Source organism: Telluria sp. ZB4P36, assembly GCF_059685865.1.
The window spans coordinates 332486-358767 of sequence record NZ_JCASIE010000001.1 but is presented as its reverse complement, the minus strand read 5'-3'; the positions used below and the strand labels follow the sequence as shown (position 1 = coordinate 358767).

Sequence of the window (26282 nt, the reverse complement as noted above, 5' to 3'; positions counted from 1 at the left end):
TGCCAACTATGCATCTTCCTCAACGTCCTCCGCTCATGGCATTTGCGCTGAAATCAGTCACCGCGGCCGTGGCCAGCGCCGTGCTCCTGTCGTCCGCCGCTCACGCTGCCGGCCTCGGGAAACTGACGGTGCTGTCGGCACTCGGCCAGCCCTTGCGCGCCGAGATCGAACTGACGACGACCGCCGGCGAGGATGCCTCCAGCCTGGCAGTGAAACTGGCCTCTGCGGAAGCCTTCCGCGCGGCCAACATCGAATTCAACCCGGCCCTGCTGTCGCTGCGCTTCAACGTCGAGCAGCGCGCCGGCCGCCAGTTCATCCGCGTGAGCTCGACCCAGCCGCTGAACGAGCCCTTCGTGGACATGCTGCTCGAGCTGTCCTGGAACAACGGCCGCCTGGTGCGCGAATACACCTTCCTGCTCGACCCGGCCGAACTGCGCAGCACCCAGTCGGCCCAGGCGGCGGCGGAAGCCCGCCCGGCCGCGGCCCAGCCGGCAGTGCCGGCCGCCCAGCCGCGCGCGGCAGCCCCGCAACCGGCCGCCCAGCCGCAGGCGGAAGCGGCGCGCCGTGAAGCGCCGCCGCGTGCGGCCGCCCCGGCCGCCGCTGACGCTCCGTCGCGCTACCGCGTGCGCCCGGGCGACACCCTCGGCAAGATCGCGACCAGGCTCAAGCCGGCCGACATCTCGCTCGACATGATGCTGGTGGCGCTGTACCGCGCCAATCCGGACGCCTTCATCGGCAACAACATGAACCGCCTGAAGTCGGGCCAGATCCTGTCGGTGCCGGACTCGGACAGCCTGCGCGGCACCGGCGACGCCGAGGCGCGCGGCGTCGTGGTCGCGCACGCGGCCGACTTCAACGCCTACCGCAACAAGCTGGCCGGCCAGGTGGCCAACGCCGCCCCGCAGCGCACGCCGCAGGCCGGCCAGAGCGCGGCCGGCAAGATCACCGCCAAGGTCGAGGAACGCCCGACCGCCGCCAACGAATCGCAGGACCAGTTGCGCCTGTCGAAAGCCATCCAGGCCGCCGCCGGCGCGGGCGGCGCAAGCGCGAGCACCGAAGACGCCATCGCGCGCGAACGCGAACTGACGCAGGCCCAGGCCCGCGTCAAGGAACTCGAAAAGAACGTCAACGAGCTCGAACAGCTGATGACGGTGAAGAGCCGTTCCGGCAGCGAAGTACAGAACACGGCCGCCGCCGGCACTGCGGCAGTCCCGGCAAGCCCGCCGGCCAAGCCGGCCGCGCAGCCGAAGCCGAAGCCGAAGACCCCGGTGGTGGCGCAGCCGGAAGAGAAGGGCCTCGCCGACACGCTGATGGACAACATCAACATCGTCGCGGGCGGCGCCCTCGTCCTGCTGCTGGCCGCGCTGGGCATCTCGCAGCGCCGCAAGAAGCAAAAGAAGGAAGATCCCAAGACCGTGGTCGTCGAACCCTCGGTGCTGGGCGTGCCGGGCACGGCTGCGCACTCGCTGTTCGCGCAAGCGGGCGGCCAGAGCGTCGATACCAGCAACAGCGTGTTCAATTCCAGCTTCGCACCGTCGGCCTCGCAGCTCGACACCAATGAAGTCGATCCGGTGGCCGAAGCCGACGTCTATATCGCCTACGGCCGCGACGCCCAGGCCGAAGAGATCCTGAAGGAAGCGCTGCGTATCCATCCCGAGCGCCACCCGGTGCGCCTGAAGCTGCTCGAGATCTACGCGGCGCGCAAGGACCTGCGCGCCTTCGAAACCCAGGCCGGCGAGCTGTATGGCCTGACGCGCGGCCATGGCGACGAATGGACCCAGGCCGCGGCGCTCGGCCTGAGCATCGACCCGGCCAATCCGCTGTACGCCAGCGCCAGCGGCACCGCGCCGGTGGCACCGGCCCCGAGCCAGCAGGAGCGCGACCAGCAGTCGCTGCTGTCGCAGCAGCTGGAGGCTTCCTTCCGCTCCGGCGGCGCAGGCGCGCCGGCCGCAGCCCTCGGCGCAGGCGCCATGGCCGGCGCAGCCTATGCCGCGATGGATCACGACGAGCAGGACGTGACCGCCATGCCGGTGGCCGAGCAGCGTACCGATGACAACTCGCTCGATTTCGACCTCGGCGGCCTGAGCTTCGAGCCGGTCGCCAGCGGCGAGCCGATCGCCATGACCGGCCCCGACGCCGCGCAGGACGAGACCGCCGTGCACGAGCTCGATTTCGCGCTCGATCCGCTCGGTGATCCCATCACCGAGCCGCCTGCGGACGTCACCGCCGCACCGGCGCCGGCCTCGGAAGAGCCCTTCGATCTCGCCTTCGACATGAGCTTCGGCGAACCGGAAGCTGCCGCGCAGCCCGAGGTCCACGATGCAGCGCCGGCGCCGGCGCTGTCGCCGGTCGACATGGCCGGCCTGGCCGCGGAATTCGACCTGCCGCCGGCCGCTGCACCTGCGCCTGCGGCCGCGGAACACGATCCGCTGTTCGACCTCGACACCATGGACTTCGGCCTGCCGGCTACCCCGGTGCAGCCGGCAGCCGTGGCCGAGGCGACCCCGTTCCACGAAGAGGTGCCCGCAATCCTCGGTGCTCCGGCATCGAAGCCGGCGCTCGGCGCTGACGATCCGCTGTTCGACCTCGACACCATGGACTTCGGCAGCCCGGCCGAACCCGCCGCCGCGCCGACCCTGGCCCAGCCGGCGGTCGAGCCTTTCGACTTCGATGCGCCGCCGGCAGCCGCGGCCGCACCGGCGGAAGAAGCGTTCGCCTTCGACATGCCGCCGGCCACGGAAGACGACCCGTTCGCGCTGGAGGAAGTCCCGGCGATCACGCCGGCCGACCAGGCCGCGCCGACCCCGGGCATGCCGGTCGAGCCGTCCTTCGACCTGGCCGACATCGACCTCGACCTGGCTCCGTTCGAGCAGCCGGCGCTGGCCGATGCGGCCCTACCGGAAGCCGGCGAGGCTATCGAGCCGGCCGCGCTCTCGCCCGAATACATGGAAATGGAAACCAAGCTCGATCTCGCAATCGCCTACCAGGAAATCGGCGACAAGGAAGGTGCGCGTGAGTTGCTCGACGAAGTCATCAAGGGTGGCAGCAGCGAACAGGTGAGCAAGGCCAGCGCGATGCGCTCCCTGCTCGCGTGAGGCGCATCGCACTTGGTGTCCAGTACGTAGGCACCGCCTGGAACGGCTACCAGAAGCAGCCGGCGCGCAACACGGTCCAGGACCGCCTCGAGATCGCCCTCGAGAAGTTCGCCTGCACGTTTTTGGGAACCACCTGCGCCGGCCGCACCGACGCCGGCGTGCACGGCATCGAGCAGGTGGTCCACTTCGACACGGAACTCGACCGCGCCATGCAGAGCTGGGTGCGCGGCGTGAACGCCTTCCTGCCCGAGTCGATCGTGGTGCGCTGGGCGCATGAGGTCAAGCCCGACGCCGACGGCCTGGAGTTTCACGCGCGCTTCTCGGCGCGCTCGCGCACCTATCACTATGTGCTCTACAACCACCCCAACCCTTCGGCGCTGCTGGCCGGGCGGGCAGGGTGGACCTTCCGTCCGCTCGACGTCGAGCGCATGGTGGAGGCCGGGCAGCACCTGATCGGCGAGCACGATTTCTCGGCCTTCCGCGCCTCCGGCTGCCAGGCCAATTCTCCGGTCAAGCAGATGCACGAGGTGAGCATCCGGCGCTACGGCGACGTGATCGTGTTCACGGTGCGCGCCAGCGCTTTTCTGCACCACATGGTGCGCAACATCGTCGGCTCGCTCATCTACGTGGGCACCGGCCGCAACGAACCGGGCTGGATGAAAGAGGTGCTGGAAAGCCGCTCGCGCGACGCCGCCGCGCCGACCTTCATGCCGGACGGCCTGTACCTGGCCAAAATCGATTACGATCCCAAGTGGGGACTGCCGCAGGAGCCGGCCTCGCCCCTCCCTTTGCTGTAAGGATCGACATGCAACGCACCCGTATCAAGATTTGTGGCATCACGCGCGCGGAAGACCTGCGCGCGGCCGTTTCGTCCGGCGCCGACGCGCTGGGCTTCGTGTTCTATGCAAAAAGCCCGCGCTACGTCACACCCGCGCAGGCTGCTGAGCTATGCAAGGCGCTGCCGCCCTACGTCAGCGCGGTGGCGCTGTTCGTCAACGCGACGGTGGACGAGATCGAGGCGGTGGCGGCCAACGCGCCGCTCTCGCTGATCCAGTTCCACGGCGACGAAACGGCCGGGCAGTGCGCGGAGCTGGCTGCGGCGGTCCAGCGTCCCTTCGTGCGGGCCTTCCGCGTCAGGCCGGACACAAGCCCTGACGAACTGCTAGAATATGAGCGCACATACCGCGCCGCCAGTCCCTGGTTCTCCGGCCTCCTGCTGGACACCTGGGTGGACGCCTACGGCGGCGCAGGAAAGGTTTTCGATTGGTCTCTTGTCCCAAAAGAGCTCGCGCCTCGGGTCGTTTTGAGTGGTGGCTTGAACGTACAAAACGCGACTGACGCGATCGTACGTATTCGCCCTTTCGCGGTCGACGTCAGCAGTGGCGTCGAAGCGCAGAAGGGCATCAAGGATGCCCGCAGGATTGCCGACTTCGTCGGCGCCGTGCGGGCCGCCGACGCCATCATTTCGAGTGAGAACCATCATGAAAGATCGTCCTAGCGGGAACACCCCGTTATTTCAAACCCCGGATTACCAGCTGCCCGACCAGAGCGGGCACTTCGGCCCCTACGGCGGCAGCTTCGTCGCCGAGACCCTGTCGCACGCCCTGGCCGAGCTGAACGACGCCTATGCGCGCTATTCGACCGACCCCGAATTCCTCGAAGAATTCCGCTACGAGCTGGCCCACTTCGTCGGCCGTCCCTCGCCGGTCTACCACGCCAAGCGCTGGTCCGAGCAGACCGGCGGCGCCCAGATCTTCTTCAAGCGCGAAGACCTGAACCACACCGGCGCGCACAAGATCAATAACGTGATCGGCCAGGCCCTGCTGGCACGCCGCATGGGCAAGAAGCGCATCATCGCCGAAACCGGCGCCGGCCAGCACGGCGTGGCCACGGCCACCATCTGCGCGCGCTTCGGCATGGAATGCGTGGTCTACATGGGCAGCGAAGACGTCAAGCGCCAGGCCCAGAACGTCTATCGCATGAAACTGCTGGGTGCGACCGTGGTGCCGGTGGAATCCGGCTCCAAGACCCTGAAGGACGCGCTCAACGAAGCGATGCGCGACTGGGTCACCAACATCGAGAACACCTTCTACATCATCGGCACCGTGGCCGGTCCGCACCCGTATCCGATGATGGTGCGCGACTTCCAGTCGGTGATCGGCGAGGAATGCCGCGTGCAGATGCCGGCCATGACCGGCCGCCAGCCGGACTACGTGCTGGCCTGCGTCGGCGGTGGCTCGAACGCGATGGGCATCTTCTACCCCTACATCGACGAGCCGGGCGTCAAGCTGGTCGGCGTCGAGCCGGCGGGCGAGGGCCTCGAGACGGGCAAGCATGCGGCGTCCCTGAGCGCCGGCATCCCGGGCGTCCTGCACGGCAACCGCACTTACCTGCTACAGGATGCTAACGGGCAGATCATCGAGACGCATTCGGTGTCGGCCGGCCTGGATTACCCGGGCGTGGGGCCGGAACACGCCTGGCTGAAGGACATCAAGCGCGCCGAGTACGTGTCGATCACGGACGAGGAAGCGCTGGCGGCCTTCCACGACTGCTGCCGCATCGAGGGAATCATCCCGGCGCTGGAATCCTCCCACGCGATCGCCTACGCGGTGAAGTTGGCGAGCACGCTGCCGAAGGACCAGCTCATCCTGGTCAACCTGTCGGGCCGCGGGGACAAGGACATGCACACGGTGGCGCAGAGGATGGGGCTGGATTTCAGCTGATCATCCCTTTCGCACCTCCCGTGAACCTCGAATAGAAAGTACAGCATGTCCCGTATCGCATCGACCTTTGCCGCGCTCAAGGCGCAGAACAAGACCGGCCTCGTCACCTTCATCACCGCCGGCGACCCCGGCCCCGAACTGACCGTGCCCCTCATGCACGCCCTGGTGGAGGGCGGCGCCGACGTCCTGGAACTGGGCGTCCCGTTTTCCGACCCGATGGCCGAAGGCCCGGTGATCCAGCGCGCCTGCGAGCGCGCGCTCAAGTTCAACATCGGCCTGCCGGACGTCTTCAATTTCGTGCGCGAGTTCCGCAAGACGGACAGCAGCACGCCGGTGGTCCTGATGGGCTACGCCAACCCGATCGAACGCATCGGCCCGGACAACTTCATCCGCTGCGCGAAAGAAGCCGGGGCCGACGGCGCGATCGTGGTCGACTATCCACCGGAAGAGTGCGCGGCCTTTGCGGAAGCCATGCGCGCCAACGATCTCGACCTGATCTTCCTGCTCGCGCCGACCTCGACCACGAAGCGCGTGCAGCAGGTGGCCCAGTACGGCAGCGGCTTCAGCTACTACGTCTCGCTGAAGGGCGTGACCGGCGCCGGCACCATCGACACGCTTGATGTGGCGCGCCGCGTGGCCGCGATCCGCGAACACGTCAAGCTGCCGATCGGCGTCGGTTTCGGCATCCGCGACGGCGCTACCGCGCGGGCGGTGGCGGAAGTGGCGGATGCAGTGGTGATCGGCAGCCGCATCATCCAGGAACTGGAATCGGTACCGAAGGAGCAGGCCGTGGACGCGGTACGAAGCTTCACCGCAGGTATCCGCAGCGCCCTCGACGCCTGAACGGTAGGGTCAGAGTCGAATTGTCGAGAAACTTTCAAGAATCTCCTGTAATTCGACTCTGACCCTCATTACGAAACAATTGATCGCCCTGCCAACAATGAGGGTCAGAGTCGAATTGTGGGGCAATTCCTCTCGAGGGGGCGAGGCTGGTCGTCAAACTTATTGCCATTACGCAAGAGCTGACTTGTGGCAGCACGTCACGCCACGTAGGGCATGGCGGTACATTGAATTCGGTTCTCCCGATAACGAATTTTTTGGAAACTGCCCATGAAGATACAGATCGTAAATGTCTCGGTAACTCAATCAGCGAAGGTCCTGGCCGTCTTGTACATGGTGATGTCGATCCCCATCGTGGTCGTGCTGGCTGCGGTTGGCCTGCTCGGCGCTGGCGTTGCCGGAATGCTGGCGATGTTGCTGGCGCCGCTCATCTATGGAGTGCTGGCCTTCCTGGGGGCGGGCTTGGCTGCTTGGCTCTATAACGTGGTCGCGCAGTTTGTCGGTGGCCTCGAATACAGCACGAAGGAGGTCGAGGACGCCCCGATCAGCGCCTGAAGCCCAGCAATCACTCAAAAGTAGGGTCAGAGTCGAATTATTCGGATACATCCAACAGTTTCCCGATAATTCGACTCTGACCCTAATTGCTGTGTAGTACACGTAACTTGAGGCAATGAGGGTCAGAGTCGAATTGCAGGAAATTCTGGAGAATTGCCCAACAATTCAACTCTGACCCCAAAGTTGAAAGAATGATAATTGGCAGGGTGACACGATTCGACAAGCGGGTCGCTTGCGGCTACACTACCGCCACTTCGAAGACTTGCCGCAAGGAGAAAAGATGAGTTGGCTAGAAAAACTGCTGCCCCCACGGATCCAGCGCTCCGATGCCGCCAACCGCAAGACCATGCCCGAAGGGCTGTGGGTCAAATGCCCGTCGTGCGAATCGGTCCTGTACCGCGCCGACCTGGAATCGAATCTGCACGTATGCCCGAAGTGCGATCACCACATGCGCATCCGCGCCCGCGAGCGCCTCGATGCGCTGCTCGACGAGGGCGGCCGCTATGAGATCGGCCAGGAAGCCCTGCCGGTCGATACCCTGAAGTTCAAGGACAGCAAGAAGTACCCTGACCGCCTCAAGCAGGCCATGGATGCCACCGGCGAAACCGATGCGCTCATCGTGCAGGGCGGCTCGATCATGAGCCTGCCGGTCGTGGTGGCCTGCTTCGAGTTCGAATTCATGGGCGGCTCGATGGGCTCGGTCGTCGGCGAACGCTTCGCCCGGGGCGCCCAGGTGGCGCTGGAGCAGAAGGTGCCCTTCATCTGCATCACCGCCACCGGCGGCGCCCGCATGCAGGAAGGCCTGCTGTCGCTGATGCAGATGGCCAAGACCACCGCGATGCTGACCAAGCTCTCGGAAAAGAAGCTGCCCTTCATCAGCGTGCTGACCGACCCGACCATGGGCGGCGTGTCGGCGTCGTTCGCCTTCATGGGCGACGTCGTCATCGCAGAACCGAAGGCCCTGATCGGCTTCGCCGGTCCGCGCGTGATCGAGAACACCGTGCGCGAGAAGCTGCCGGAAGGCTTCCAGCGCGCCGAGTTCCTGGTGCAGAAGGGCGCCGTCGACATGATCGTCGACCGCCGCAAGATGCGCGAAGAAATCGCCCGCCTGCTGGCGCTGCTGCAAAACCAGGCCGCCGACGCGCTGGCCTGACATGGCCGCATCGAAGGCTGGCTGGTCGCTCGCCGACGGCCTGGACTACGTATTTTCGTTTTTCACGTCCGGTCACGACAAGCAGCGCGGACGCTTCGACCGCGATGTGCGCCAGCCAGAGATCTTCGCCGGCATCGCCCGGCAGCACGGCCTTCTGCCTGACCCGGAAAGGACCGTGCTCGTCACGGGCAGCAAAGGGAAGGGCAGCTGCGCCCGCCTCGCGGCGCAGCATCTGCAGCGTGCGGGGAAAAAGACCGGCCTGATCCTCACGCCGGAGGAACTGAGCCACCTCGACCGCATCCGGCTCGACGGCAAGCCGATTCCGGAAGACGCCTTCCTGTCCTGCCTCGCAGGCCTGCGCGCAAGCCTGGAGACGCCATCGCCCGGGCAGCGCGACAGCTATTACCATTCCCCCACCGCGATCTTCCTGCTCGTCGGCCTCGCCTGGTTTCGCGAGCAGGGCGTCGAGGCCTTCGTCATCGAGGGCGGCCGCGGGGCGCACTACGACGAGATCGGGCAGATTCCTGCCGCGGTCGGCATCGTGAGCAGCGTCTTGCTGGAACACGCCGGCAAGCTGGGGCCGGGCTTGCGCGAGATCTGTGCCGACAAGCTGTCCCTGGCGCGCCACTGCCGCACCGTGCTGTGCGCGCCGCAAGTGCGCGACTGTGCCCTTGCCGTGGGCCTGACGCTGCCGCCCACGGTGCAGGTGGTGGCGCCAGCCGCGACGCGCGGCGGTTTGCCGGGCTGGGTCGCGACGGCGGAAGCGCTGGCGCTGGCCGCCGTGCGCATGCTGGGACTCCCGGCCAAGCCCCTGGCCGCGGTGGGCGCGCTGCCTTCGTGTCAGCTGATCGATGCACGCCATTCGTCCCGCCTGCGCAAGGGGCAGACCGTATTCCTGGACGGCGCCGTCGGCGCCGATTGCCTCGACCTCGACTACATCCGCTCCGCCCAGTGTGATCCGGGTGCGGTCGTGCTCGGCATGACGGCCGACAAGGACTTGCCCGGTCTGCTCGGGCGCCTGCGCACAGCCGGCTTGAGCACTATTTTCTTCTTCGGCGCGGACAGCCCGGTCGGCCACGTCGCTGCTCCCGTGATCGAGGGCAGCTGGTCGGGCCGCTTCGATACGGTGACCGGCATGGACGAAGCCTCGACCGCGGCCTTCCTGGACCTGCTGGAGCGCCATGAACGCGTCTACGTGATCGGTGTGCAGGTGTTCCTGCGCTCGGTCCGTAGTGCCTTGCAGCTCAGCGAATTAAGTCATTGAATGTCTATTCGTAAAAGCATTTTATTCTTGAATTTCCGCTTCAGCGAGCGGGTGGTGACGGAATCCGGCAGCAACTTCGACCGTATCGCCGGGATGCGCCCACGCGAGCGTTTCGAACTGCTCGCGACCCTGGAAGGCCGGGCTGCGCGGCGCTGCGGCATCGACGATCCGCTGTTCAAGTCATCGCGTTTCACCGGCGTGATGCGCAGTCTGATCAGCAATTTGTTTGGGCGTCATAATATCTTCCGCTTCGACACGCCCGGCTTGCCGGCGACAATGCGCGTCGCCATGGAAGGCGAGGACGCGACCACGCGGGTGGAAGATTTGTTTGCCTGCTTCAGCGGCAGTGCGGATGCGTCCGGCGTCGAAGGCGACGACCTCGTATTCTGCATCGTGTTGGGGCACGTGGATGAGGCCGAGCTCGAGCCCGGCCGCACGCCGTTCTTGCTGAACCGGCGACCCAAGGACTACCAGGATGCCATCGCTTTCCTCGAACTGTGCGCGCCGGCGCTGACCGGCATGTTCCAGCCCGAGCGCTTCAGGCAGTTGCCGATACCCGGCTTCTACCTGCTCCCTCAGGGAAAGTGGCAGAGTACGCCGGCGGCCGAGCCCGCAACAGCCGTGACGGCCCAGGCGGAGAACGCCGTGCTGGCGGCGGTCGGGTGCTACCTCTTCTATTGCTGGCTCATATGCCAGCGCGCGGAACGCCTGCTCAACGAGCTCTCGTTCGAGGGCGAGCGCGACATGGAATCGCGCAAGCTGATCCTGACGCGAAAGAAGACCGTGGCGGCGCTGCGTTTCGCCAACGTCAAGAACCGTGCCGAGCCGGGATCGCCGACCCTGTCGGTATTCTTCGGCATGTACACCTCGTTCCGGCTGCAGGAGCAGCTGAGCAACCTGGTGGAAGTCTCGGAAGAATTTCAAAAAACAATCAGCCTGCAAGAGAATTACCTGGCATCCGCCCAGATCGCGAACATCCAGTGGATCCTGTTCGTTTTCACTATCCTGAGCGTCGGCGTGGCCTTCAACGCGCTGCCGGTACCCCCCTTCGTGTTCAGCGGAACCAAGAACGTCCTGCTGGAACCGGGTTTTTGGATCGTGTTCGGATTCGTCGTACTGGGCGCGTTCGGCATCTGGGCAGTGCTGCATTTCTCCGGGCCGTGCCGGCGCTTCATGCGCCGCGCCCTTGGCTGGGTCTTCAATCGTCGTAACAGGTAGGACGGAATCATCATGAGCTGGCAAGACATTCGCGCACAGTGGAGCGAAAAACCTATTCAACTGGGCCTGGAGCGGGTGCAGGCGGCGCGTGCCGCGCTCGACATTGCCGCGGCGCCGCCGGTGGTCATCACGGTGGGCGGCACCAACGGCAAGGGATCGACCTGCGCGATGCTCGAGTCGGTGCTGTTGCGCGCCGGCTACCGCGTCGGCTGCTATACCTCGCCGGACTTCCTGAGCTTCCGCGAGCGCATCCGGCTCAACGGCGCGCCCGCCGAGGACGCTGAGCTCGACCGTGCGTTCGGCCGGGTCGCGGCGCACGATGCGGCCACGAGCCTGTCCGCATTCGAACTCGATACGCTGGCCGCACTGGACATCTTCCAGCATGCGGAGCTCGACGTCTGGATCCTCGAGGTCGGACTGGGCGGACGCCTGGATGCGGTGAACATCCTGGACGCCGACGTGGCGATCGTCACCAGCGTCGACATCGACCATGCCAGCTACCTGGGCGACACGCGCGAGAAGATCGGCTTCGAGAAGGCGGGCATCTTCCGCCCGGGGAAGGCCGCGATCTGCAGCGACCCGGTGCCGCCGCGATCGCTGATCGATCACGCCGAGGCCATCGGCGCCGACCTGTGGCTGCTGGGCCGCGACTTCAACTACCAGGGCGACCAGCAGCAGTGGAGCTATGGCGGACGCTCGCAGCGCCGCAATTCGCTTGCCTATCCGGCGCTGCGCGGCGCCAACCAGCTGCTGAATGCCGCGGCCGTGCTGGCCGCGCTCGAGGTGCTGCGCATGCAGCTGCCCTGCGGTGCGCAGGAGGTGCGCGCCGGCCTGGCGATGGTCGAGCTGCCGGGACGCTTCCAGGTGCTGCCTGGCCGTCCCACCCAGGTGCTGGACGTGGCCCATAATCCGCATGCGGCCGCGGCCCTCGCGCACAACCTCGGCAACATGGGCTTCCACCGCTTTACCTATGCGGTGTTCGGCATCATGGAAGACAAGGACATCGAGGCCGTGATCGCGCCGCTGCGCGGCATCGTCGACCACTGGTGCGTCACCGCGCTGCCGACGCCGCGTTCGGCGCAGCCGGAACAGGTGGCGGAAAAGCTCGCGGCGCTCAGGCCCGCAGGTGCAAAAGAGGACGATTTTTCGGTCACCAGCTTCGCCACGCCGGCCGAGGCCTATGCAAACGCCGTGAGCCGGGCAGGGGAGAATGATAGAATTGTGGTCTTTGGCTCGTTCTTCACGGTCGCCGGCGTGATGGCGGCCCGTAAATCCTCTCTTCACTGACTCTTGAAACGCATGGGCTTGTTCTCGTTCGGTAGCAAAAACAAGCAAGACACTGTCCGGGACAGCGGCCACTTCGTCAAGGATGACGATGCCGCCTACGGCGAACGCGCCCGCACCAAGCGCGCTTCCCACGCCGGCGAGGGCGCAAGCCGCGGGCGCGGCCGCGCCGGCGCCGACCCGATCCTCCCCGAAAAGAAGCGCGCGCGCCGCCGACTGGTAGGCGCCATTGCGCTGGCCCTCGCGGCCGCGGTCGGCCTGCCGATGCTGCTCGACTCCGAGCCCAAGCCGCTCGGTGCCGACATCGCCATCAACATCCCGTCGAAAGACAAGGCTGCGGCGCTGCCGGTGCCTGCCGCCGCCACCGTCGACAGCGGCGAGGAAATCGTCGAGCCGGCCGATGCGCCGCTGGCCACGGTCGCGACCCCGCCGGCCGATCCACCGCCGCTGCGCACGCTCGACACCGCGCGCACCGAGCCTGCCGCGCCGAAGGTCGAGCCGAAGCTCGAGCCCAAGGTGGAGCCCGCCAAGCCGGAACCGAAGCGCAAGCCTGAAGCGGAGCTGCATCCGAAGGTCGCCGACCTCGAAGCCAAGAAGAGCGAAAAACCGGCCGCCAAGCCGACCCAGGACGAGGCCGCGCGCGCGCTGGCCATCCTCCAGGGCAAGCCGGTGGTGCAGGCCGCCGGCCCGTCGCAGAAATACGTGGTGCAGGTGGCGGCGCTGGCCACCCAGCAGAAAGTCGACGAACTGCAGGGCCGCCTGCGCGCGGCCGGCGTGTCCTCGTTCACCGAGAAGTCGGGTGAGCTGATCCGCGTGCGCGTGGGGCCGTACACCAAGGAAGAGGGCGAGAAGATTCGCTCGAAGCTGATCGCCATGGGCCTGTCGGGCACCCTGGTGCCGCTGTGATGAGGCTTGCGCGGGCGTGACGATTTTCGATTACCTGGTGTTGTTCGTACTGGTATCGTCGGTCATCATTTCCACCCTGCGCGGCCTGGTGAAGGAGATCCTGTCGCTGCTGGGCTGGGTCGTGGCCTTCGTGGTGGCGAACGCCTACGGCGCCCAGCTGGCGCCGATGCTGCCGGATATGCTGCCGGGCGAGAGCGCCCGGCTCATCCTGGCCTTCATCGTGCTGTTCCTCGGCGTGCGCATCCTGATGGGCCTGCTGTCGCTGGCGATCGGCGCCCTGATCACCGCCACCGGCCTGAGCCTGGCGGACCGCGGCCTGGGAGGATTGTTTGGATTGGCGCGCGGCATTGTAATCGTGCTTGCCGCCGTCATATTGTGTGGGATGACGTCCATTCCGCAACAGGATTTCTGGAGAAACGCGCTGCTCTCGCCCATGGCGGAAACCGGGGCGCGCACCGTGAAACCGTTTCTTCCCGCTGCGCTTGCGCAGCACGTGAAGTTTTAATTTTTGTAATCAGGCAGTCCAGTTTTAGGAGCGCACCATGTGTGGCATCGTCGGCGTCGTCTCGAACAATCCCGTCAACCAGCTTCTGTATGATGCCTTGCTGCTGCTGCAGCATCGCGGACAGGATGCTGCGGGCATTGCAACCAATCACAGCAGCATGTTCTCGATGTACAAGGCCAACGGCCTGGTGCGCGACGTGTTCCGCACGCGCAACATGCGCTCGCTGCAGGGCAATACCGGTATCGGCCACTGCCGCTACCCGACCGCGGGTTCGTCGAGCGAGGAAGAGGCGCAACCCTTCTACGTCAACGCCCCGTTCGGCATCACCCTGGCCCACAACGGCAACCTGACCAACCAGGCCGAGCTCAAGGAAGAGCTGTTCCGCAACGACCGCCGCCACATCAACACCGATTCCGATTCGGAAGTGCTGCTGAACGTGCTGGCCCACGAAATCCAGGAAGCGGCCGACGGCTACAATCTGGACACCGATGCGGTGTTCAAGGCGGTGTCCGCCGTGCATCGCCGCGTGCGCGGCGCCTATGCGGTGGTGTCCCAAATCGCCGGCCACGGCATGCTGGCCTTCCGCGATCCCTTCGGCATCCGTCCGCTGTGCCTCGGCATCAATGAAACCGAGCAGGGCACCGAATACCTGGTGGCGAGCGAATCGGTGGCGCTGGAAGGCCTGGGCTTCCGCTTCGTGCGCGACATCGCGCCGGGCGAGGCGGTCTTCATCGACAACGACGGCAAGCTGTACGAGCGCCAGTGCGCCGAGAACCCGTCGCTGAATCCCTGCGCCTTCGAATTCGTCTACCTGGCCCGTCCGGATTCGGTGATCGACGGCGCCTCGGTGTACGCGACCCGCCTGCGCATGGGCGAATACCTGGCCGACAAGATCCGCCAGGAGATCCCGGAAGGCGAGATCGACGTGGTCATGCCGATCCCCGATTCCTCGCGCCCGGCCGCGATCCAGCTGGCCCTGAAGCTCGGCGTCGAGTACCGCGAAGGCTTCATCAAGAACCGCTACATCGGCCGCACCTTCATCATGCCGGGGCAAGGGATGCGCAAGAAGTCGGTACGCCAGAAGCTCAACGCCATCGCCTCCGAGTTCAAGGACAAGAACGTGCTGCTGGTCGACGACTCGATCGTGCGCGGCACCACCAGCCGCGAGATCGTGCAGATGGCGCGCGACGCCGGCGCCCGCAAGGTGTTCTTCGCCTCGGCCGCGCCGCCGGTGCTGTACCCGAACGTGTACGGCATCGACATGCCGACCCGCGACGAGCTGATCGCCCATGGCCGCACCGTCGAGGAAGTCTGCGCCGAGATCACCGCCGACCGCCTGGTCTACCAGGACGTGGATGCGCTCAAGCGCGCCATCTCGGACGTCAACCCGGCCCTGAAGAACTTCGAGGCTTCCTGCTTCGACGGCGTCTACGTGACCGGCGACGTGACCCCGGAATACCTGGACCGCCAGGAAACCGCGCGCCATAACCCGAAGCAGAACCAGATCGAGGATCCGGTGCGCACCCAGCTGAACCTCAACACCCCGGCGACGGCGGAGTAAGGCCAGCCATGAGCGACCGGAAGTACGGTTTCACGACCACCATCCTGCACAACGACCGCCGCAAGGCGGTCGAGCAGGGTTCGCTGCACAAGCCGGTGCACACCTCGGTAGCCTTCGGCTACAACGATGCGCGCCAGCTGGCCGCGGTCTTCCAGGGCAAGGAACCGGGCTTCCGCTACGGCCGCCAGGGCAACCCGACGGTGAGCGCGCTCGAGGACAAGATCAGCAAGATGGAAGACGGCGTCGGCACCCTGTGCTTCGCCACCGGCATGGGCGCCATCGGCGCGCTGTTCCAGGCGCTGCTGCGCGCGGGCGACCATATCGTCTCGTCCTCCTTCCTGTTCGGGAATACCAACAGCCTGTGGCAGACGGTGGCGGGACAGGGCGTCGCGGTGGACTTCGTCGACGCGACCGATGTCGCCAATGTCGAAGCGGCCTTGACCCCGGACACGCGCATGGTCTTCGTCGAAACCATCGCCAATCCGCGCACCCAGGTCGCCGACCTGGCGCGCATCGGCCAGCTGTGCCGCGAGCGCGGCATCCTCTACGTGGTCGACAACACCATGACCACGCCCTACCTGTTCCGCCCGAAGGCGGTGGGCGCGGGCCTGGTGGTGAATTCGCTGACCAAGTCGATCGGCGGCCACGGCAATGCGCTGGGCGGCGCCCTGACCGATACCGGCCTGTTCGACTGGAGCGCCTACCCGAACATCGCGGCGAACTTCCGCAAGCAGCCGGCCGCCAACCAGGGCCTGGCCCAGCTGCGCGCCAAGGCCTTGCGCGATTTCGGCGCTGCCCTCGGGCCGGAAGCGGCGCACCATATCGCGGTCGGCGCCGAGACGCTGGCCTTGCGCATGGAACGCACCAGCGCCAACGCGCTGGCGCTGGCGCAGATGCTGGAAGCCGATCCGCGCGTGGCGGCCGTTCACTATCCGGGCCTGGCCTCGCACCCGCAGCATGGCATCACCAAGGAGCTGTTCCGCGCGGCTGGCTCGCTGTTGAGTTTCGAGCTGCGCGAGGACATCGACTGCTTCGACTACCTGAACCGCCTCAAGCTCGGCATCCCGGCCAGCAACCTGGGCGACACCCGTACCCTGGTGATCCCGGTGGCGCACACGATCTTCTTCGAGATGGGGGCGGAGCGGCGCGCCAGCATGGGCATCGCCGAGTCCCTGATCCGGGTATCGGTCGGCATCGAAGATACCGACGACCTGCTGGCGGACTTCCGCCAGGCGCTCGACGCGTAATGACACCGGCAGCCTTTGGGCTGCCGTTTTGTTTCAGCGGTTGAGCACGCCGGCCGATTACCGCTATCATGGGCTTTCTTATTCCTTATTCCTCACCTGCCCATGAAGACCAAGCTGTTCCTTGCATCCCTGCTGCTGTGCGGTGCCGCCTTTGCCGGCGAGCTGGAAGACGCCAATGCCCTGTTCGCGAAGAAGGATTACGCGGGTGCGTTGAAGATCTATACCAAGCTGGCGAATGCCGGCAATCCCGAGGCGCAACAGGCCCTCGGCCAGATGTACTGGTACGGCGAAGCGGGGCAGGTGGACGAGGCCAAGGCCGAGGCGCTGTTCAAGAAGGCTGCCGCCAAGGGCAACAAGGTCGCGGTCGCCTCGCTGGAACTGATGGACCAGCGCGTCAAGCGCCGCAAGGAAATCGATTACTGGATCAAGGGCTATGACGGCGAAGACCTGAAATCGGGCGAATACCGCTGCACCACGCCGCGCATTCCGGCGATGTCGAAGGTTAACGCGGATATCGACCGCATCGGTGCGGCCGTGCAGTCATGGCAGGACTGCTACAACAAATACGTGACCAACCTGAACGCGGCCATGCCGCTGACCCAGCGTATCCCGGCGGATATCGCCAAGCTGATGAACAAGGAAGAAACGGAGCAGTCGACCGCCTACCTGAAGCAGCTCCAGGAAAACCTGAGCGAGGAAGCGAAAGTCAGCTCGAAGCTGGTGTTGGCGGATTTCGCGGCTTGGCGCTCGGCAACCGAGGCCTATGTGGCGGAGCACAACAAGATGGTGAAGTCCGCCAAGAAGGATTCGCACTGGGCGGACAAGAAGATCCAATAAGACGCGATTGAACGCTTCGGCGGCTTGCCGCCGAAGCGTTCATGGCAGGCCTCAGTGCCAGCTGCGCATCAGGCCGACGGCCAGGCCTTCCAGCGCGAACTCGTCTTCCGGCGTCACCTGGATCACCTTGAAGTCCGGGTTTTCCGGCAGCAGTTCGACCAGGTTGCCGGTCTTGCGGTAGCGTTTGACGGTCACTTCCTCGCCCAGGCGGGCCACCACGATCTGGCCGTTTTTGGCGCTGTCGATCTTCTTGACCGCCAGGAAGTCGCCGTCGCAGATGCCGGCGTCGCGCATCGACCAGCCTTTGACCTTCAGCAGGAAATCGGGGCGCGCCGAGAACATGGCGGCATCGACGGAATAGGTGGCTTCGACGTGTTCCTGGGCCAGGATCGGCGAACCGGCGGCCACGCGGCCGACCAGCGGCAGCGACATCATCAGGGCCGCCGGGACCATGGGGACCTGCTCGACCGAGGCGCCGACCAGGCGGATGCCGCGCGAGGTGCCCGGCGAAATCTCGATCGCACCCTTGCGCGCCAGGGCTTGCAGGTGTTCCTCGGCCGCATTGGCCGACTTGAATCCCAGCTCGGCCGCGATTTCGGCGCGGGTCGGCGGGAAGCCGGTGTTTTCGATCGCTTCCTTGATCAGGTTGAGGATCTGTTCTTGCCTTGCAGTGAGCTTGAGCATGTCGTGCGGCTGGATAGTTGTATGACCAGACTGTATTTTTATACAGTATTTCGCAAGACGCAAGGGGATTCCGAAATTTTCTCGAAAAACTTCGTTGACGTTGGATTTTCAACTCAGGGCCGGGGTCGCTGCAAGCAGCGGCCCCGGCCGGGCGATTACCAGCCGCAGGCTTCTTCGTTGGTGACCACGCCGAAGTCGGTGCGCTCGCCGACCTGGACCCAGCGGCCCTGGCAGGTGAAGGTGCGGGTGCCCACTTCAGTCGTGTAGGTCGCGTCCGAATAATAGGTCAGGGTCGTGGTATAGCCAGGATAGGCGTAGGCAGCCGCCGATACGAGGATGGCGGCGACGCCGAGATAAATCCTTTTCAACTTCATCTTGTCTCCGATCGTTATTGAGGTAACTCATGTGCTCGGACCGTTGTCCGGCGAGTAAATACTAGCACCCCATATGAAACAATCGACCGGTGAAAATTCACATTATTGTATTTAATGCAATGTGCATAGCGGTGCCGGGACTGCAGCACTTGGTCCCTTCCGCTTGTCCTCGAGCCCGGGATCGTGTTACGATAGCCGGCTTTCCCTTCCCACACTCGTCTTGACGCCGAGGTGGGCATTTGTTTAAACGTCCTTAAGGAGTGTTGCATGCGTCATTATGAAATCGTTTTTATCGTCCACCCGGACCAGAGCGAGCAAGTCCCGGCGATGATCGAGCGTTACAAGACCACGGTGACCAGCCGCGGCGGTAACATCCATCGCGTGGAAGACTGGGGCCGTCGCCAGATGGCTTACCAGATCCAGAAGCTGCCGAAAGCCCACTACATCTGCCTGAACATCGAGTGCGACAACGAGACCCTGGTCGAGCTGGAAACCGCATTCAAGTTCAACGATGCCGTCCTGCGTCACCTGACCGTCAAGATGAAGAAGGCCGAAACCGCACCGTCGCCGATGATGAAGTCGGTCCAGCGCGAAGACGCAGCCAAGAGCCACCGCGCAGAAGCAGCAGCTCCTGCCGCTGCCCCGGCCGCAGCTGCCTGAGTTTTTTCTCGGGAATTCATAGAGCGCAGTGAACCGGTTCCAGCTCATCGCGACCATCGCGGAGCGTGACGTACTGCGTTATACCCCGGCCGGCGTCCCCATCGTGGGCGCGATCCTGATGCACGATTCGCAGCAGGTAGAGGCCGGAGTGGCAAGGCAGGTCGCGTTTGAAATCCCTGCGCTCGGCGCGGGCGAGATTTCAGGCAGGCTGGAAAGCGCCGAACTCGGTGCCGCCTACCGCTTCGAAGGATTCCTGGCCAGGAAAAACCGCAACAGCAAAGCCTTGGTGTTTCACATCATTGATTTCAGTGCTGCATAACGCAGCGCAATTTAGATTAGATACAGGAGCCTCGAAATGGCATTCGGTAAAAAGTTCGACAAAAACAAAGCTAAGCTCAAAGAGAAGCGCAAACAGCAAAACCCGCTGTTCAAGCGCAAGAAGTTCTGCCGCTTCACCGCTGCGAACGTGGAACAGGTCGATTACAAAGACGTCGACACCCTGAAGGACTTCGTCCAGGAAAACGGCAAGATCATGCCGGCACGTCTGACCGGCACCAAGGCGCACTACCAGCGCCAGGTCGACACCGCCATCAAGCGCGCACGCTACCTCGCGCTGCTGCCGTACACCGACCTGCACAACGCTTAATTCGCGTCGTACAGTTCAGAACATCCTGGAGAAAAGAACATGCAAGTTATCCTTTTGGAAAAAGTTGTTAACGTCGGCAACCTGGGCGACGTCGTCAAGGTCAAGGACGGTTACGCACGTAACTTCCTGATCCCGCAAAAGATGGCGCGCCGCGCCACCCAGGCCGCCGTGGCCGAGTTCGAAGTCAAGCGCGCCGAACTGGAAAAAGCAGCTGGCGAAAAGCTGGCCGCTGCCCAGGCACAAGGCGACAAGCTGAACGGCATGACCATCACCATCGCCCAGAAGGCGGGCGTGGACGGCCGTCTGTTCGGTTCGGTCACCAACTTCGACATCGCCGAAGCCCTGAGCAAGCAAGGCTTCCCGGTCGAGAAGTCGCAGGTTCGCCTGCCGACCGGCCCGCTGAAGACCACCGGTGAATTCCCGGTCGCCGTCGCGCTGCACACCGACGTCGTGTCGGAAATCACCATCGCCGTCGTCGGCGAAGCTGCTTAATTTGATGTAAGCAGTTGTTGTATAAATGAAAAAGCCGGGTTCGCCCGGCTTTTTTATTGCCGGAAATTCTCGCCAATTATGTCAGCCGTGTGACCGGAAAAGGTATAATGCCCGCCATGAATTCCCCAGCCGATCCGCAAGTCGATTCCCTGCGCATCCCGCCGCATTCCATCGAAGCAGAGCAGTCCGTCATCGGCGGCCTCCTGCGCGACAATGCCGCGTGGGACCGCATCGCCGACTTCATGAACGCGGACGATTTCTACCGCTACGACCACCGCATCATCTTCGAACAGATGGTCCGCCTGATCAACGCCGGCAAGCCGGCCGACGTGATCACGGTCTACGAGGCCTGCAACAACCTCGGCAAGGCCGAGGAAGTGGGCGGCCTGCAGTACCTGAACGCGATGGCGCAGAACACGCCGTCGGCGGCCAACATCCGCCGCTATGCCGAGATCGTGCGCGACCGCGGCATCCTGCGCAAGCTCATCACCGTCGCCGACGAGATCTCGGGCAATGCCTTCAACCCGCAGGGCAAGGAAGTCAAGCAGATGCTCGACGAAGCCGAGTCGAAGATCTTCGCGATCGCCGAAACCGGTTCCCGCGGCCAGCAGGGCTGGAACCCGATCCAGCCGCTGCTGACCCAGGTCGTCGAACGCATCGACGAGCTGTATTCGCGCGAGAACCAGGGCGAGATCACCGGCGTGCCGACCGGCTTCATCGACCTCGACCGCATGACCTCGGGCCTGCAGCCGGGCGACCTGGTCATCGTCGCCGGCCGTCCGTCGATGGGCAAGACCGCGTTTTCGGTCAATATCGGCGAGAACGTCGCGATCGAAGCCGGCCTGCCGGTGGCCGTGTTCTCGATGGAGATGGGCGGCGCCCAGCTGGCCATGCGTATGCTCGGCTCGGTCGGCCAGCTCGACCAGCACCGCCTGCGTACCGGCCGCCTCAACGACGAGGACTGGCCGCGCCTGACGCACGCCATTCAGAAAATGAATGATGCCCAGCTCTACATCGACGAGACCCCGGCGCTGAACCCGATCGAGATGCGCGCACGGGCACGACGCCTGGCGCGCCAGTGCGGCAAGCTCGGCCTGATCATCGTCGACTACCTGCAGCTGATGCAGGGCAGCCAGCCGGGCGACAACCGCGCGGCCGAGATCTCGGAGATCTCGCGTTCGCTCAAGGGCCTGGCCAAGGAACTGCATTGCCCCGTCATCGCACTGTCCCAGCTGAACCGTTCGCTGGAACAGCGCCCCAACAAACGCCCCGTCATGTCCGACCTGCGCGAATCCGGCGCTATCGAACAGGATGCGGACGTGATCATCTTCCTGTATCGCGACGAGGTCTACAATCCCGACTCGCCCGATAAAGGAACCGCCGAGATCATCATCGGTAAGCAGCGTAACGGCCCGATCGGGGCGATTCGCCTTACCTGGATCGGCTCCTATACCAAGTTCGGCAACTACAGCGGCAACCTGAGCGTCTACCAGGGCGATTAAGTTTCAACAAGCCGCGGATTCACCACCTTACGCCGCTGCCAGCCGTGGCAGCGGTTTCGAAGTCCCCAGAGATTCACAACGGAGAACAATATGTTTGGACGCCTGATGCCCCAGGAGGGCAAGTTTTTTGACCTGTTCAACCAGCACGCCGCACTGTGCGTGAAGGGTGCGCAAGAGATGGTTGGCCTGATGACCAACTTCGACGACCTGGAAAACCGCACCCACGCCGTGGAAAGCATCGAGAAGCAGGCGGACAAGATCACCTACGAATGCGTCGACCTGCTGCACAAGACCTTCATCACCCCGCTCGACCGTGACGACATCCACAAGCTGATCACCCGCATGGACGACATCCTCGACATGATGGAAGACGCGGCCCAGACCGTCTCGCTGTACGACCTGCACGCGGTGACCCCGGAAGCCGCGCGCCTGGCCGAGCTGTGCCTGTCGGCCTGCAAGAAGGTCCAGGAAGCCGTCGGCCTGCTGCACGACATGGGCAACGCCCAGAAGATCGTCGCCATCTGCGAAGAGATCGACCGCTTCGAGTCGGACGCCGACCACGTCATGCGCGCCGCCATGTCCAAGCTGTTCCGCGACGAGCCGGACGTGCGCAACCTGATCAAGATGAAGGCCATCTACGAGATCCTCGAGACCGTCACCGACCGCTGCGAAGATGTGGCGAACATCGTCGAAGGCATCATCGTCGAGAACGCGTAACGGACAACAGCGCCACGCGCACAACAAGAATAAACATGGAAACTATTAACATCAGCATTTACGTGCTGGGCATGCTGGTGCTGCTGGCACTGGTGTTCGACTTCATGAACGGCTTCCACGATTCGGCGAACTCGATCGCCACCGTGGTGTCGACCGGCGTGCTGAAGCCGCACCACGCGGTGGCGATGGCGGCCTTCTTCAACTTCATCGCGATCTTCGTGGTCAGCATGAAAGTGGCCCAGACCATCGGCAAGGGCACCATCGATCCGCACGTGGTGGACCATTACGTCATCTTCGGGGCCCTGGTCGGCGCAATCACCTGGAACATCATCACCTGGTACTACGGCATCCCGTCCTCGTCCTCGCACGCGCTGATCGGCGGCCTGGTGGGCGCCGCGGTGGCCAAGTCGGGTACCGGCGCGCTGATCTCCGCCGGCCTGATCAAGACCGTGGTGTTCATCGTCGTCGCGCCCCTGATGGGCTTCATCCTGGGTTCGACCATCATGCTGATGGTCTCATGGATCTTCGTGAAGTCGACGCCGCGCAAGGTGGACGTCTGGTTCCGCCGCCTGCAGCTGGCCTCGGCGGCCGGCTACTCGCTCGGCCACGGCGGCAACGACGCCCAGAAGACCATGGGCATCATCTGGATGCTGCTGATCGCCGCCGGCGTCACCAGCCCGGACGATGCGCTGCCTCCGGCCTGGGTGATCATCTCGTGCTACGCCGCGATCGCCTTCGGCACCCTGTTCGGCGGCTGGCGCATCGTCAAGACCATGGGCCAGAAGATCACCAAGCTCAAGCCCGTGGGCGGCTTCTGCGCGGAGACCGGCGGCGCCATGACCCTGCTGATGGCCAGCTTCTTCGGCATCCCGGTCTCGACCACCCACACCATCACCGGCGCGATCGTCGGCGTGGGCGCCTCGCAGAAGATGTCGGCGGTGCGCTGGGGCGTGGCCGGCAACATCGTCTGGGCCTGGATCTTCACCATCCCGGCATCGGCCTTCATGGCCGCGATCGCCTGGTGGATCGGCACCCACATCATGTAAGAGCGTCTGCTCTCTGGAAGCCCGGCATTGCCGGGCTTTTTTTTGCCCCCGTAGCGGACTGGCGGCGCCGTCCCGCGGGTTATACTGAATCCGCCGCTGTCCATGCCGTACCGGAGGCTCAATGAATCCGCGTGTCGACAAGACCATGCCGGCCGGAACCTCGAACGGTCTCGGGGCGCTCGGCCCGCTACGCCCCTTCCTGGCCTTCCTGCGCCGGCGGGTGTCGATGCTGCTCGTCTGGCCGGCGGCCGCCCTGGTCGCCGCGGCCGCCTGGTGGGGCTACGTCTTGCGCGACATCGAGCTCGAGCGCCGCGAGCGCGTGGCCGAGATCGAACAGCAGGCCGACGCCTATGCGCAGAGCCTGGTCACCCGCACCCGGCGCTCGATCGCCGAGACCGACCGCCTGCTGCTGCTGCTGCGCCACAACTGGGTCACATCCGGCTACCGCAGCAGCCTGGCAGGCACCATGGAATCCGGAATTTTTTCCCAGCAGTATATGTCTGCCGTCGCCCTGATCGACCGCCAGGGGATCGTGACGACCAGCACGCACCCGTTCGCGGTGGGCAGGTATTTCGGCGACAAGCCCTACTTCATCGAGCAGCAGCGTGCCGATGGCGACCGGCTCTACCTGAGCGGCCCGCTCGACGGCCAGCTGACCGGCCGCGAAGTGGTGGCCTTGTCGCGCCCGCTGCTGTCGCCCGAGGAGCGCTTCGACGGCATCGTCCTGATCACCGTCTTGCCGGCGTTTTTCACCCAGCACTACGCCGAGCCCATCCTGCGCGAGCATGGTTTCGTGGCGGTGACGCGCGGCAGCGGCGCCATTCTTGCCAGCCGCGACGGCGCCAGCGTCCATTCATACAAGACACCTTTCCTGCTGACACCGATGCCCGCCGACCAGGCGCAAGGCGTGGCCCGCCTCGACGGCCGCGCATGGTTTGCCGACGGACGCGCCCGCGTGACCGCCTGGCGGCGCTTTCCCGACCTCGACCTGGTCGGCATCGTCGCGGTCGACGAGATCACGGCCATGGCGCCTTACTTTGCGCACCGCGATGCGCAGCTGGCCGGCGCCTGGCGGAGCAGCGCCGGCTTCCTGCTGGCCGCACTGATAGCCACCGGTCTGTACGTGCAGCTGCGCTGGCGCCAGTTCCAGGTCGAGTCGATCCGCGCCACCTACCGCCTGGCGACCGAGGACGCGGGCGAGGGCTTCTTCATCAACCGCCCCCTGCGCGACCTGCACGACGTGGTGCGCGATTTCTCGATCGTCGACTGTAACCAGCACGGGGCCGCCATGTTCGGCAAGCGTCCCGAGGAATTGATCGGGCACCGCCTGTCGGAGTTCTACCAGGGCGAGCTGTTCCGCAAGTCCTGCGAGCGGCTGTGCCAGGCGCTCGACACCGGCATCTACGACCGCGAACTGCCGGTGGCGGCGGCGCCCGACCAGCCCCTGAAGGCGCGCTGGATCCGCTACAAGGCGGTGCGCGCCGGCACCGACCTGGCGGTGACGATCCGCGACATCAGCGAGTCCAAGGCGCACCTGACCGAGCTCGAACGCAGCAGCACGACGGACGCGCTCACCGGTCTGCCGAACCGCTACTGGATCCAGCAATACCTGCCGCAGGCGATCTCCCGGGCGCGCGCGGGAGGGCAGGGACTGGCGGTGCTGTTCATCGACCTGGACGGCTTCAAGACCGTCAACGACGCCCTCGGCCATGCGGCCGGCGACGAGCTGCTGCGCACCGTCGCCAAGCGCCTGAAGCTCGCGATGCGGCCGCGCGACCATGTGGTGCGGCTGGGCGGCGACGAATTCGTGGTGGTGCTGGAGCAGGTCGGCGGCCTCGAGGACGTCGAGCACGTCGCCCACCGCGTGCTCGCCGCCTTCCGTGACGGCTTCCACCTGCAGCATGCCACCCATGTGCTCGGCGCCTCGATCGGCATCAGCCTGTTCCCCGAGCATGGCGACGATGCCCAGACCCTGCTCAAGAATGCCGACATCGCGATGTACGCGGTCAAGACCGAAGGGAAGGGCAACTTCTGCTTCTTCCAGTCGCGCTTCTTCGAGGCCATCCGTACCCGGCTCGAGACCGAGGTGGAATTGCGGCAGGCGCTCGACGAGCAGCAGTTCGTGGTGCACTACCAGCCGCGCGTCGACCTGGTCACCGGCACCGCCTCGAGCATGGAGGCGCTGGTGCGCTGGGAGCGCCCGGGCAAGGGGCTGACCGGGCCGGACCGCTTCATCCCGCTGCTCGAAGAGACCGGCCTGATCGTCCGGCTCGGCGAACAGGTGATCGACAGCGTCTGCCGCCAGCTGGCCCGCTGGGGACGCGACGGCACGCCCCTGGTGCCGGTTTCGGTCAACATCTCGCCGCGCCAGTTCAGCCAGTCCGACGTCATGACCCAGTTCCGCAGTGCGATCGCGCGCCATGGCATCGCCCCCTCGCTGCTGGAAATCGAGGTGACCGAATCGTCGATGATGCAGGAAGGAATCGGCGAGTCCGCCGTGTTCGGCCAGCTGCGCGCGCTTGGCATCAAGCTGTGCATCGACGATTTCGGCACCGGCTACTCCTCGCTGTCCCAGCTGCAGCGAATGCGCTTCGACGTGCTCAAGATCGACCGCGCCTTCGTGCTGCGGATCGAACACCCGGAGGGCGACACCCTGATCGCCTCGATGATCGCGATGGCGCACGCACTGGGCATGCGGGTGGTGGCCGAGGGCATCGAAAGCCGCCAGCAGATGCAGCTGCTCCAGACCCTGGGCTGCGACGAAGGGCAGGGCTATTTCTTCTCGCGCCCGGTGCCCGCCGAAAAGTACCGCGCGCCCGCCGAGGCCTGGGCGGCATGGCCGGCATCCTGAGCGCAGACGCCACACTTGTGCTTGTTCCTTTACATTTTTGCTAACGCTGGTAGTAATATTACACAGTGGCTCCCGCCACTGCTGCCGCCCTGGGCGTTGAATCCCGGGCAATGAGCGTTTAA

Annotated in this window: 25 protein-coding genes; 23 read left to right on the top strand and 2 right to left on the bottom strand. The window is 65.0% G+C overall.

The window, feature by feature from the left end; genetic code table 11:
- Window positions 1–35 precede the first annotated feature (35 nt).
- The 15 genes from AC56LK_RS01720 to AC56LK_RS01650 all read left to right on the top strand — a co-directional run bounded on the left by AC56LK_RS01720 (window position 36) and on the right by AC56LK_RS01650 (window position 17188).
- On the top strand, window positions 36–3095 hold the full coding sequence (locus AC56LK_RS01720; RefSeq protein ID WP_497182834.1) for a motility hub landmark protein FimV: 3060 nt from the start codon (window positions 36–38) through the stop codon (window positions 3093–3095).
- Entirely contained in the window at window positions 3092–3892 is an 801-nt protein-coding gene (truA, locus tag AC56LK_RS01715) for a tRNA pseudouridine(38-40) synthase TruA (RefSeq protein WP_497182833.1), read from the top strand. Before AC56LK_RS01720 ends, truA begins: the two co-directional genes overlap by 4 nt.
- An 8-nt stretch (window positions 3893–3900) precedes the next feature.
- A complete protein-coding gene (locus tag AC56LK_RS01710) occupies window positions 3901–4593 on the top strand; it encodes a phosphoribosylanthranilate isomerase (protein WP_497182832.1) in 693 nt (230 codons plus the stop codon).
- Window positions 4577–5818: a tryptophan synthase subunit beta gene (gene trpB / locus AC56LK_RS01705; protein WP_497182831.1), complete on the top strand. Its 1242-nt coding sequence runs from the start codon at window positions 4577–4579 to the stop codon at window positions 5816–5818. The genes AC56LK_RS01710 and trpB overlap by 17 nt, the downstream gene beginning before the upstream one ends.
- Before the next feature lie 45 nt (window positions 5819–5863).
- Window positions 5864–6661, top strand: coding sequence for a tryptophan synthase subunit alpha (trpA, locus tag AC56LK_RS01700; RefSeq protein WP_497182830.1), 798 nt, complete (start codon window positions 5864–5866; stop codon window positions 6659–6661).
- A gap of 267 nt (window positions 6662–6928) precedes the next feature.
- Entirely contained in the window at window positions 6929–7213 is a 285-nt protein-coding gene (locus tag AC56LK_RS01695; RefSeq protein ID WP_497182829.1) for a hypothetical protein, read from the top strand.
- Between the two features lie 280 nt (window positions 7214–7493).
- Window positions 7494–8366 carry an acetyl-CoA carboxylase, carboxyltransferase subunit beta gene (gene accD, locus AC56LK_RS01690; RefSeq protein ID WP_436104930.1) on the top strand — a complete coding sequence of 291 codons (873 nt, stop codon included), beginning with the start codon at window positions 7494–7496 and terminating at the stop codon, window positions 8364–8366.
- A 1-nt stretch (window position 8367) separates the two neighbouring features.
- Window positions 8368–9630 (top strand): folylpolyglutamate synthase/dihydrofolate synthase family protein, encoded by a 1263-nt coding sequence (locus AC56LK_RS01685; RefSeq protein ID WP_497182828.1) that lies wholly within the window; start codon window positions 8368–8370, stop codon window positions 9628–9630.
- A gap of 27 nt (window positions 9631–9657) precedes the next feature.
- On the top strand, window positions 9658–10848 hold the full coding sequence (locus AC56LK_RS01680) for a hypothetical protein (RefSeq protein WP_497182827.1): 1191 nt from the start codon (window positions 9658–9660) through the stop codon (window positions 10846–10848).
- A gap of 12 nt (window positions 10849–10860) precedes the next feature.
- The gene (folC, locus tag AC56LK_RS01675; protein ID WP_497182826.1) at window positions 10861–12135 is read left to right on the top strand and encodes a bifunctional tetrahydrofolate synthase/dihydrofolate synthase; all 1275 of its coding nucleotides are present in this window, start codon (window positions 10861–10863) and stop codon (window positions 12133–12135) included.
- Between the two features lie 12 nt (window positions 12136–12147).
- Window positions 12148–13038 (top strand): SPOR domain-containing protein, encoded by an 891-nt coding sequence (locus tag AC56LK_RS01670; RefSeq protein ID WP_497182825.1) that lies wholly within the window; start codon window positions 12148–12150, stop codon window positions 13036–13038.
- A 16-nt stretch (window positions 13039–13054) separates the two neighbouring features.
- Window positions 13055–13543, top strand: a complete 489-nt coding sequence (locus AC56LK_RS01665) for a CvpA family protein (RefSeq protein WP_497182824.1) — start codon at window positions 13055–13057, stop codon at window positions 13541–13543.
- A 37-nt stretch (window positions 13544–13580) separates the two neighbouring features.
- Entirely contained in the window at window positions 13581–15104 is a 1524-nt protein-coding gene (gene purF, locus AC56LK_RS01660) for an amidophosphoribosyltransferase (RefSeq protein WP_497182823.1), read from the top strand.
- Between the two features lie 8 nt (window positions 15105–15112).
- Window positions 15113–16351 (top strand): cystathionine gamma-synthase family protein, encoded by a 1239-nt coding sequence (locus tag AC56LK_RS01655; RefSeq protein ID WP_497182822.1) that lies wholly within the window; start codon window positions 15113–15115, stop codon window positions 16349–16351.
- A 102-nt stretch (window positions 16352–16453) separates the two neighbouring features.
- Window positions 16454–17188 (top strand): tetratricopeptide repeat protein, encoded by a 735-nt coding sequence (locus AC56LK_RS01650; RefSeq protein ID WP_497182821.1) that lies wholly within the window; start codon window positions 16454–16456, stop codon window positions 17186–17188.
- Between the two features lie 51 nt (window positions 17189–17239).
- Here AC56LK_RS01650 and lexA read toward each other — a convergent pair whose 3' ends face one another.
- Window positions 17240–17872 carry a transcriptional repressor LexA gene (gene lexA / locus AC56LK_RS01645; protein ID WP_497182820.1) on the bottom strand — a complete coding sequence of 211 codons (633 nt, stop codon included), beginning with the start codon at window positions 17870–17872 and terminating at the stop codon, window positions 17240–17242.
- A gap of 155 nt (window positions 17873–18027) precedes the next feature.
- A complete protein-coding gene (locus AC56LK_RS01640) occupies window positions 18028–18246 on the bottom strand; it encodes a DUF6289 family protein (RefSeq protein WP_497182819.1) in 219 nt (72 codons plus the stop codon).
- A gap of 267 nt (window positions 18247–18513) precedes the next feature.
- On the opposite strand from AC56LK_RS01640, the gene rpsF reads away from it, so the two are divergent.
- The 8 genes from rpsF (at window position 18514) to AC56LK_RS01600 (ending at window position 26160) form a co-directional block, all read left to right on the top strand.
- Window positions 18514–18906: a 30S ribosomal protein S6 gene (gene rpsF / locus AC56LK_RS01635; protein WP_005666068.1), complete on the top strand. Its 393-nt coding sequence runs from the start codon at window positions 18514–18516 to the stop codon at window positions 18904–18906.
- A gap of 28 nt (window positions 18907–18934) precedes the next feature.
- Window positions 18935–19225, top strand: coding sequence for a primosomal replication protein N (gene priB, locus AC56LK_RS01630; RefSeq protein WP_497182818.1), 291 nt, complete (start codon window positions 18935–18937; stop codon window positions 19223–19225).
- Between the two features lie 36 nt (window positions 19226–19261).
- On the top strand, window positions 19262–19552 hold the full coding sequence (rpsR, locus tag AC56LK_RS01625) for a 30S ribosomal protein S18 (protein WP_379726590.1): 291 nt from the start codon (window positions 19262–19264) through the stop codon (window positions 19550–19552).
- 39 nt (window positions 19553–19591) lie between these two features.
- On the top strand, window positions 19592–20044 hold the full coding sequence (gene rplI, locus AC56LK_RS01620) for a 50S ribosomal protein L9 (RefSeq protein WP_497182817.1): 453 nt from the start codon (window positions 19592–19594) through the stop codon (window positions 20042–20044).
- 116 nt (window positions 20045–20160) lie between these two features.
- Entirely contained in the window at window positions 20161–21546 is a 1386-nt protein-coding gene (locus tag AC56LK_RS01615) for a replicative DNA helicase (protein ID WP_436104940.1), read from the top strand.
- Between the two features lie 90 nt (window positions 21547–21636).
- Window positions 21637–22263, top strand: a complete 627-nt coding sequence (locus tag AC56LK_RS01610) for a DUF47 domain-containing protein (RefSeq protein ID WP_436104941.1) — start codon at window positions 21637–21639, stop codon at window positions 22261–22263.
- 35 nt (window positions 22264–22298) lie between these two features.
- Window positions 22299–23309, top strand: a complete 1011-nt coding sequence (locus AC56LK_RS01605) for an inorganic phosphate transporter (protein ID WP_497182816.1) — start codon at window positions 22299–22301, stop codon at window positions 23307–23309.
- A 121-nt stretch (window positions 23310–23430) separates the two neighbouring features.
- Window positions 23431–26160 (top strand): bifunctional diguanylate cyclase/phosphodiesterase, encoded by a 2730-nt coding sequence (locus tag AC56LK_RS01600; RefSeq protein WP_497182815.1) that lies wholly within the window; start codon window positions 23431–23433, stop codon window positions 26158–26160.
- Window positions 26161–26282: the final 122 nt, after the last annotated feature.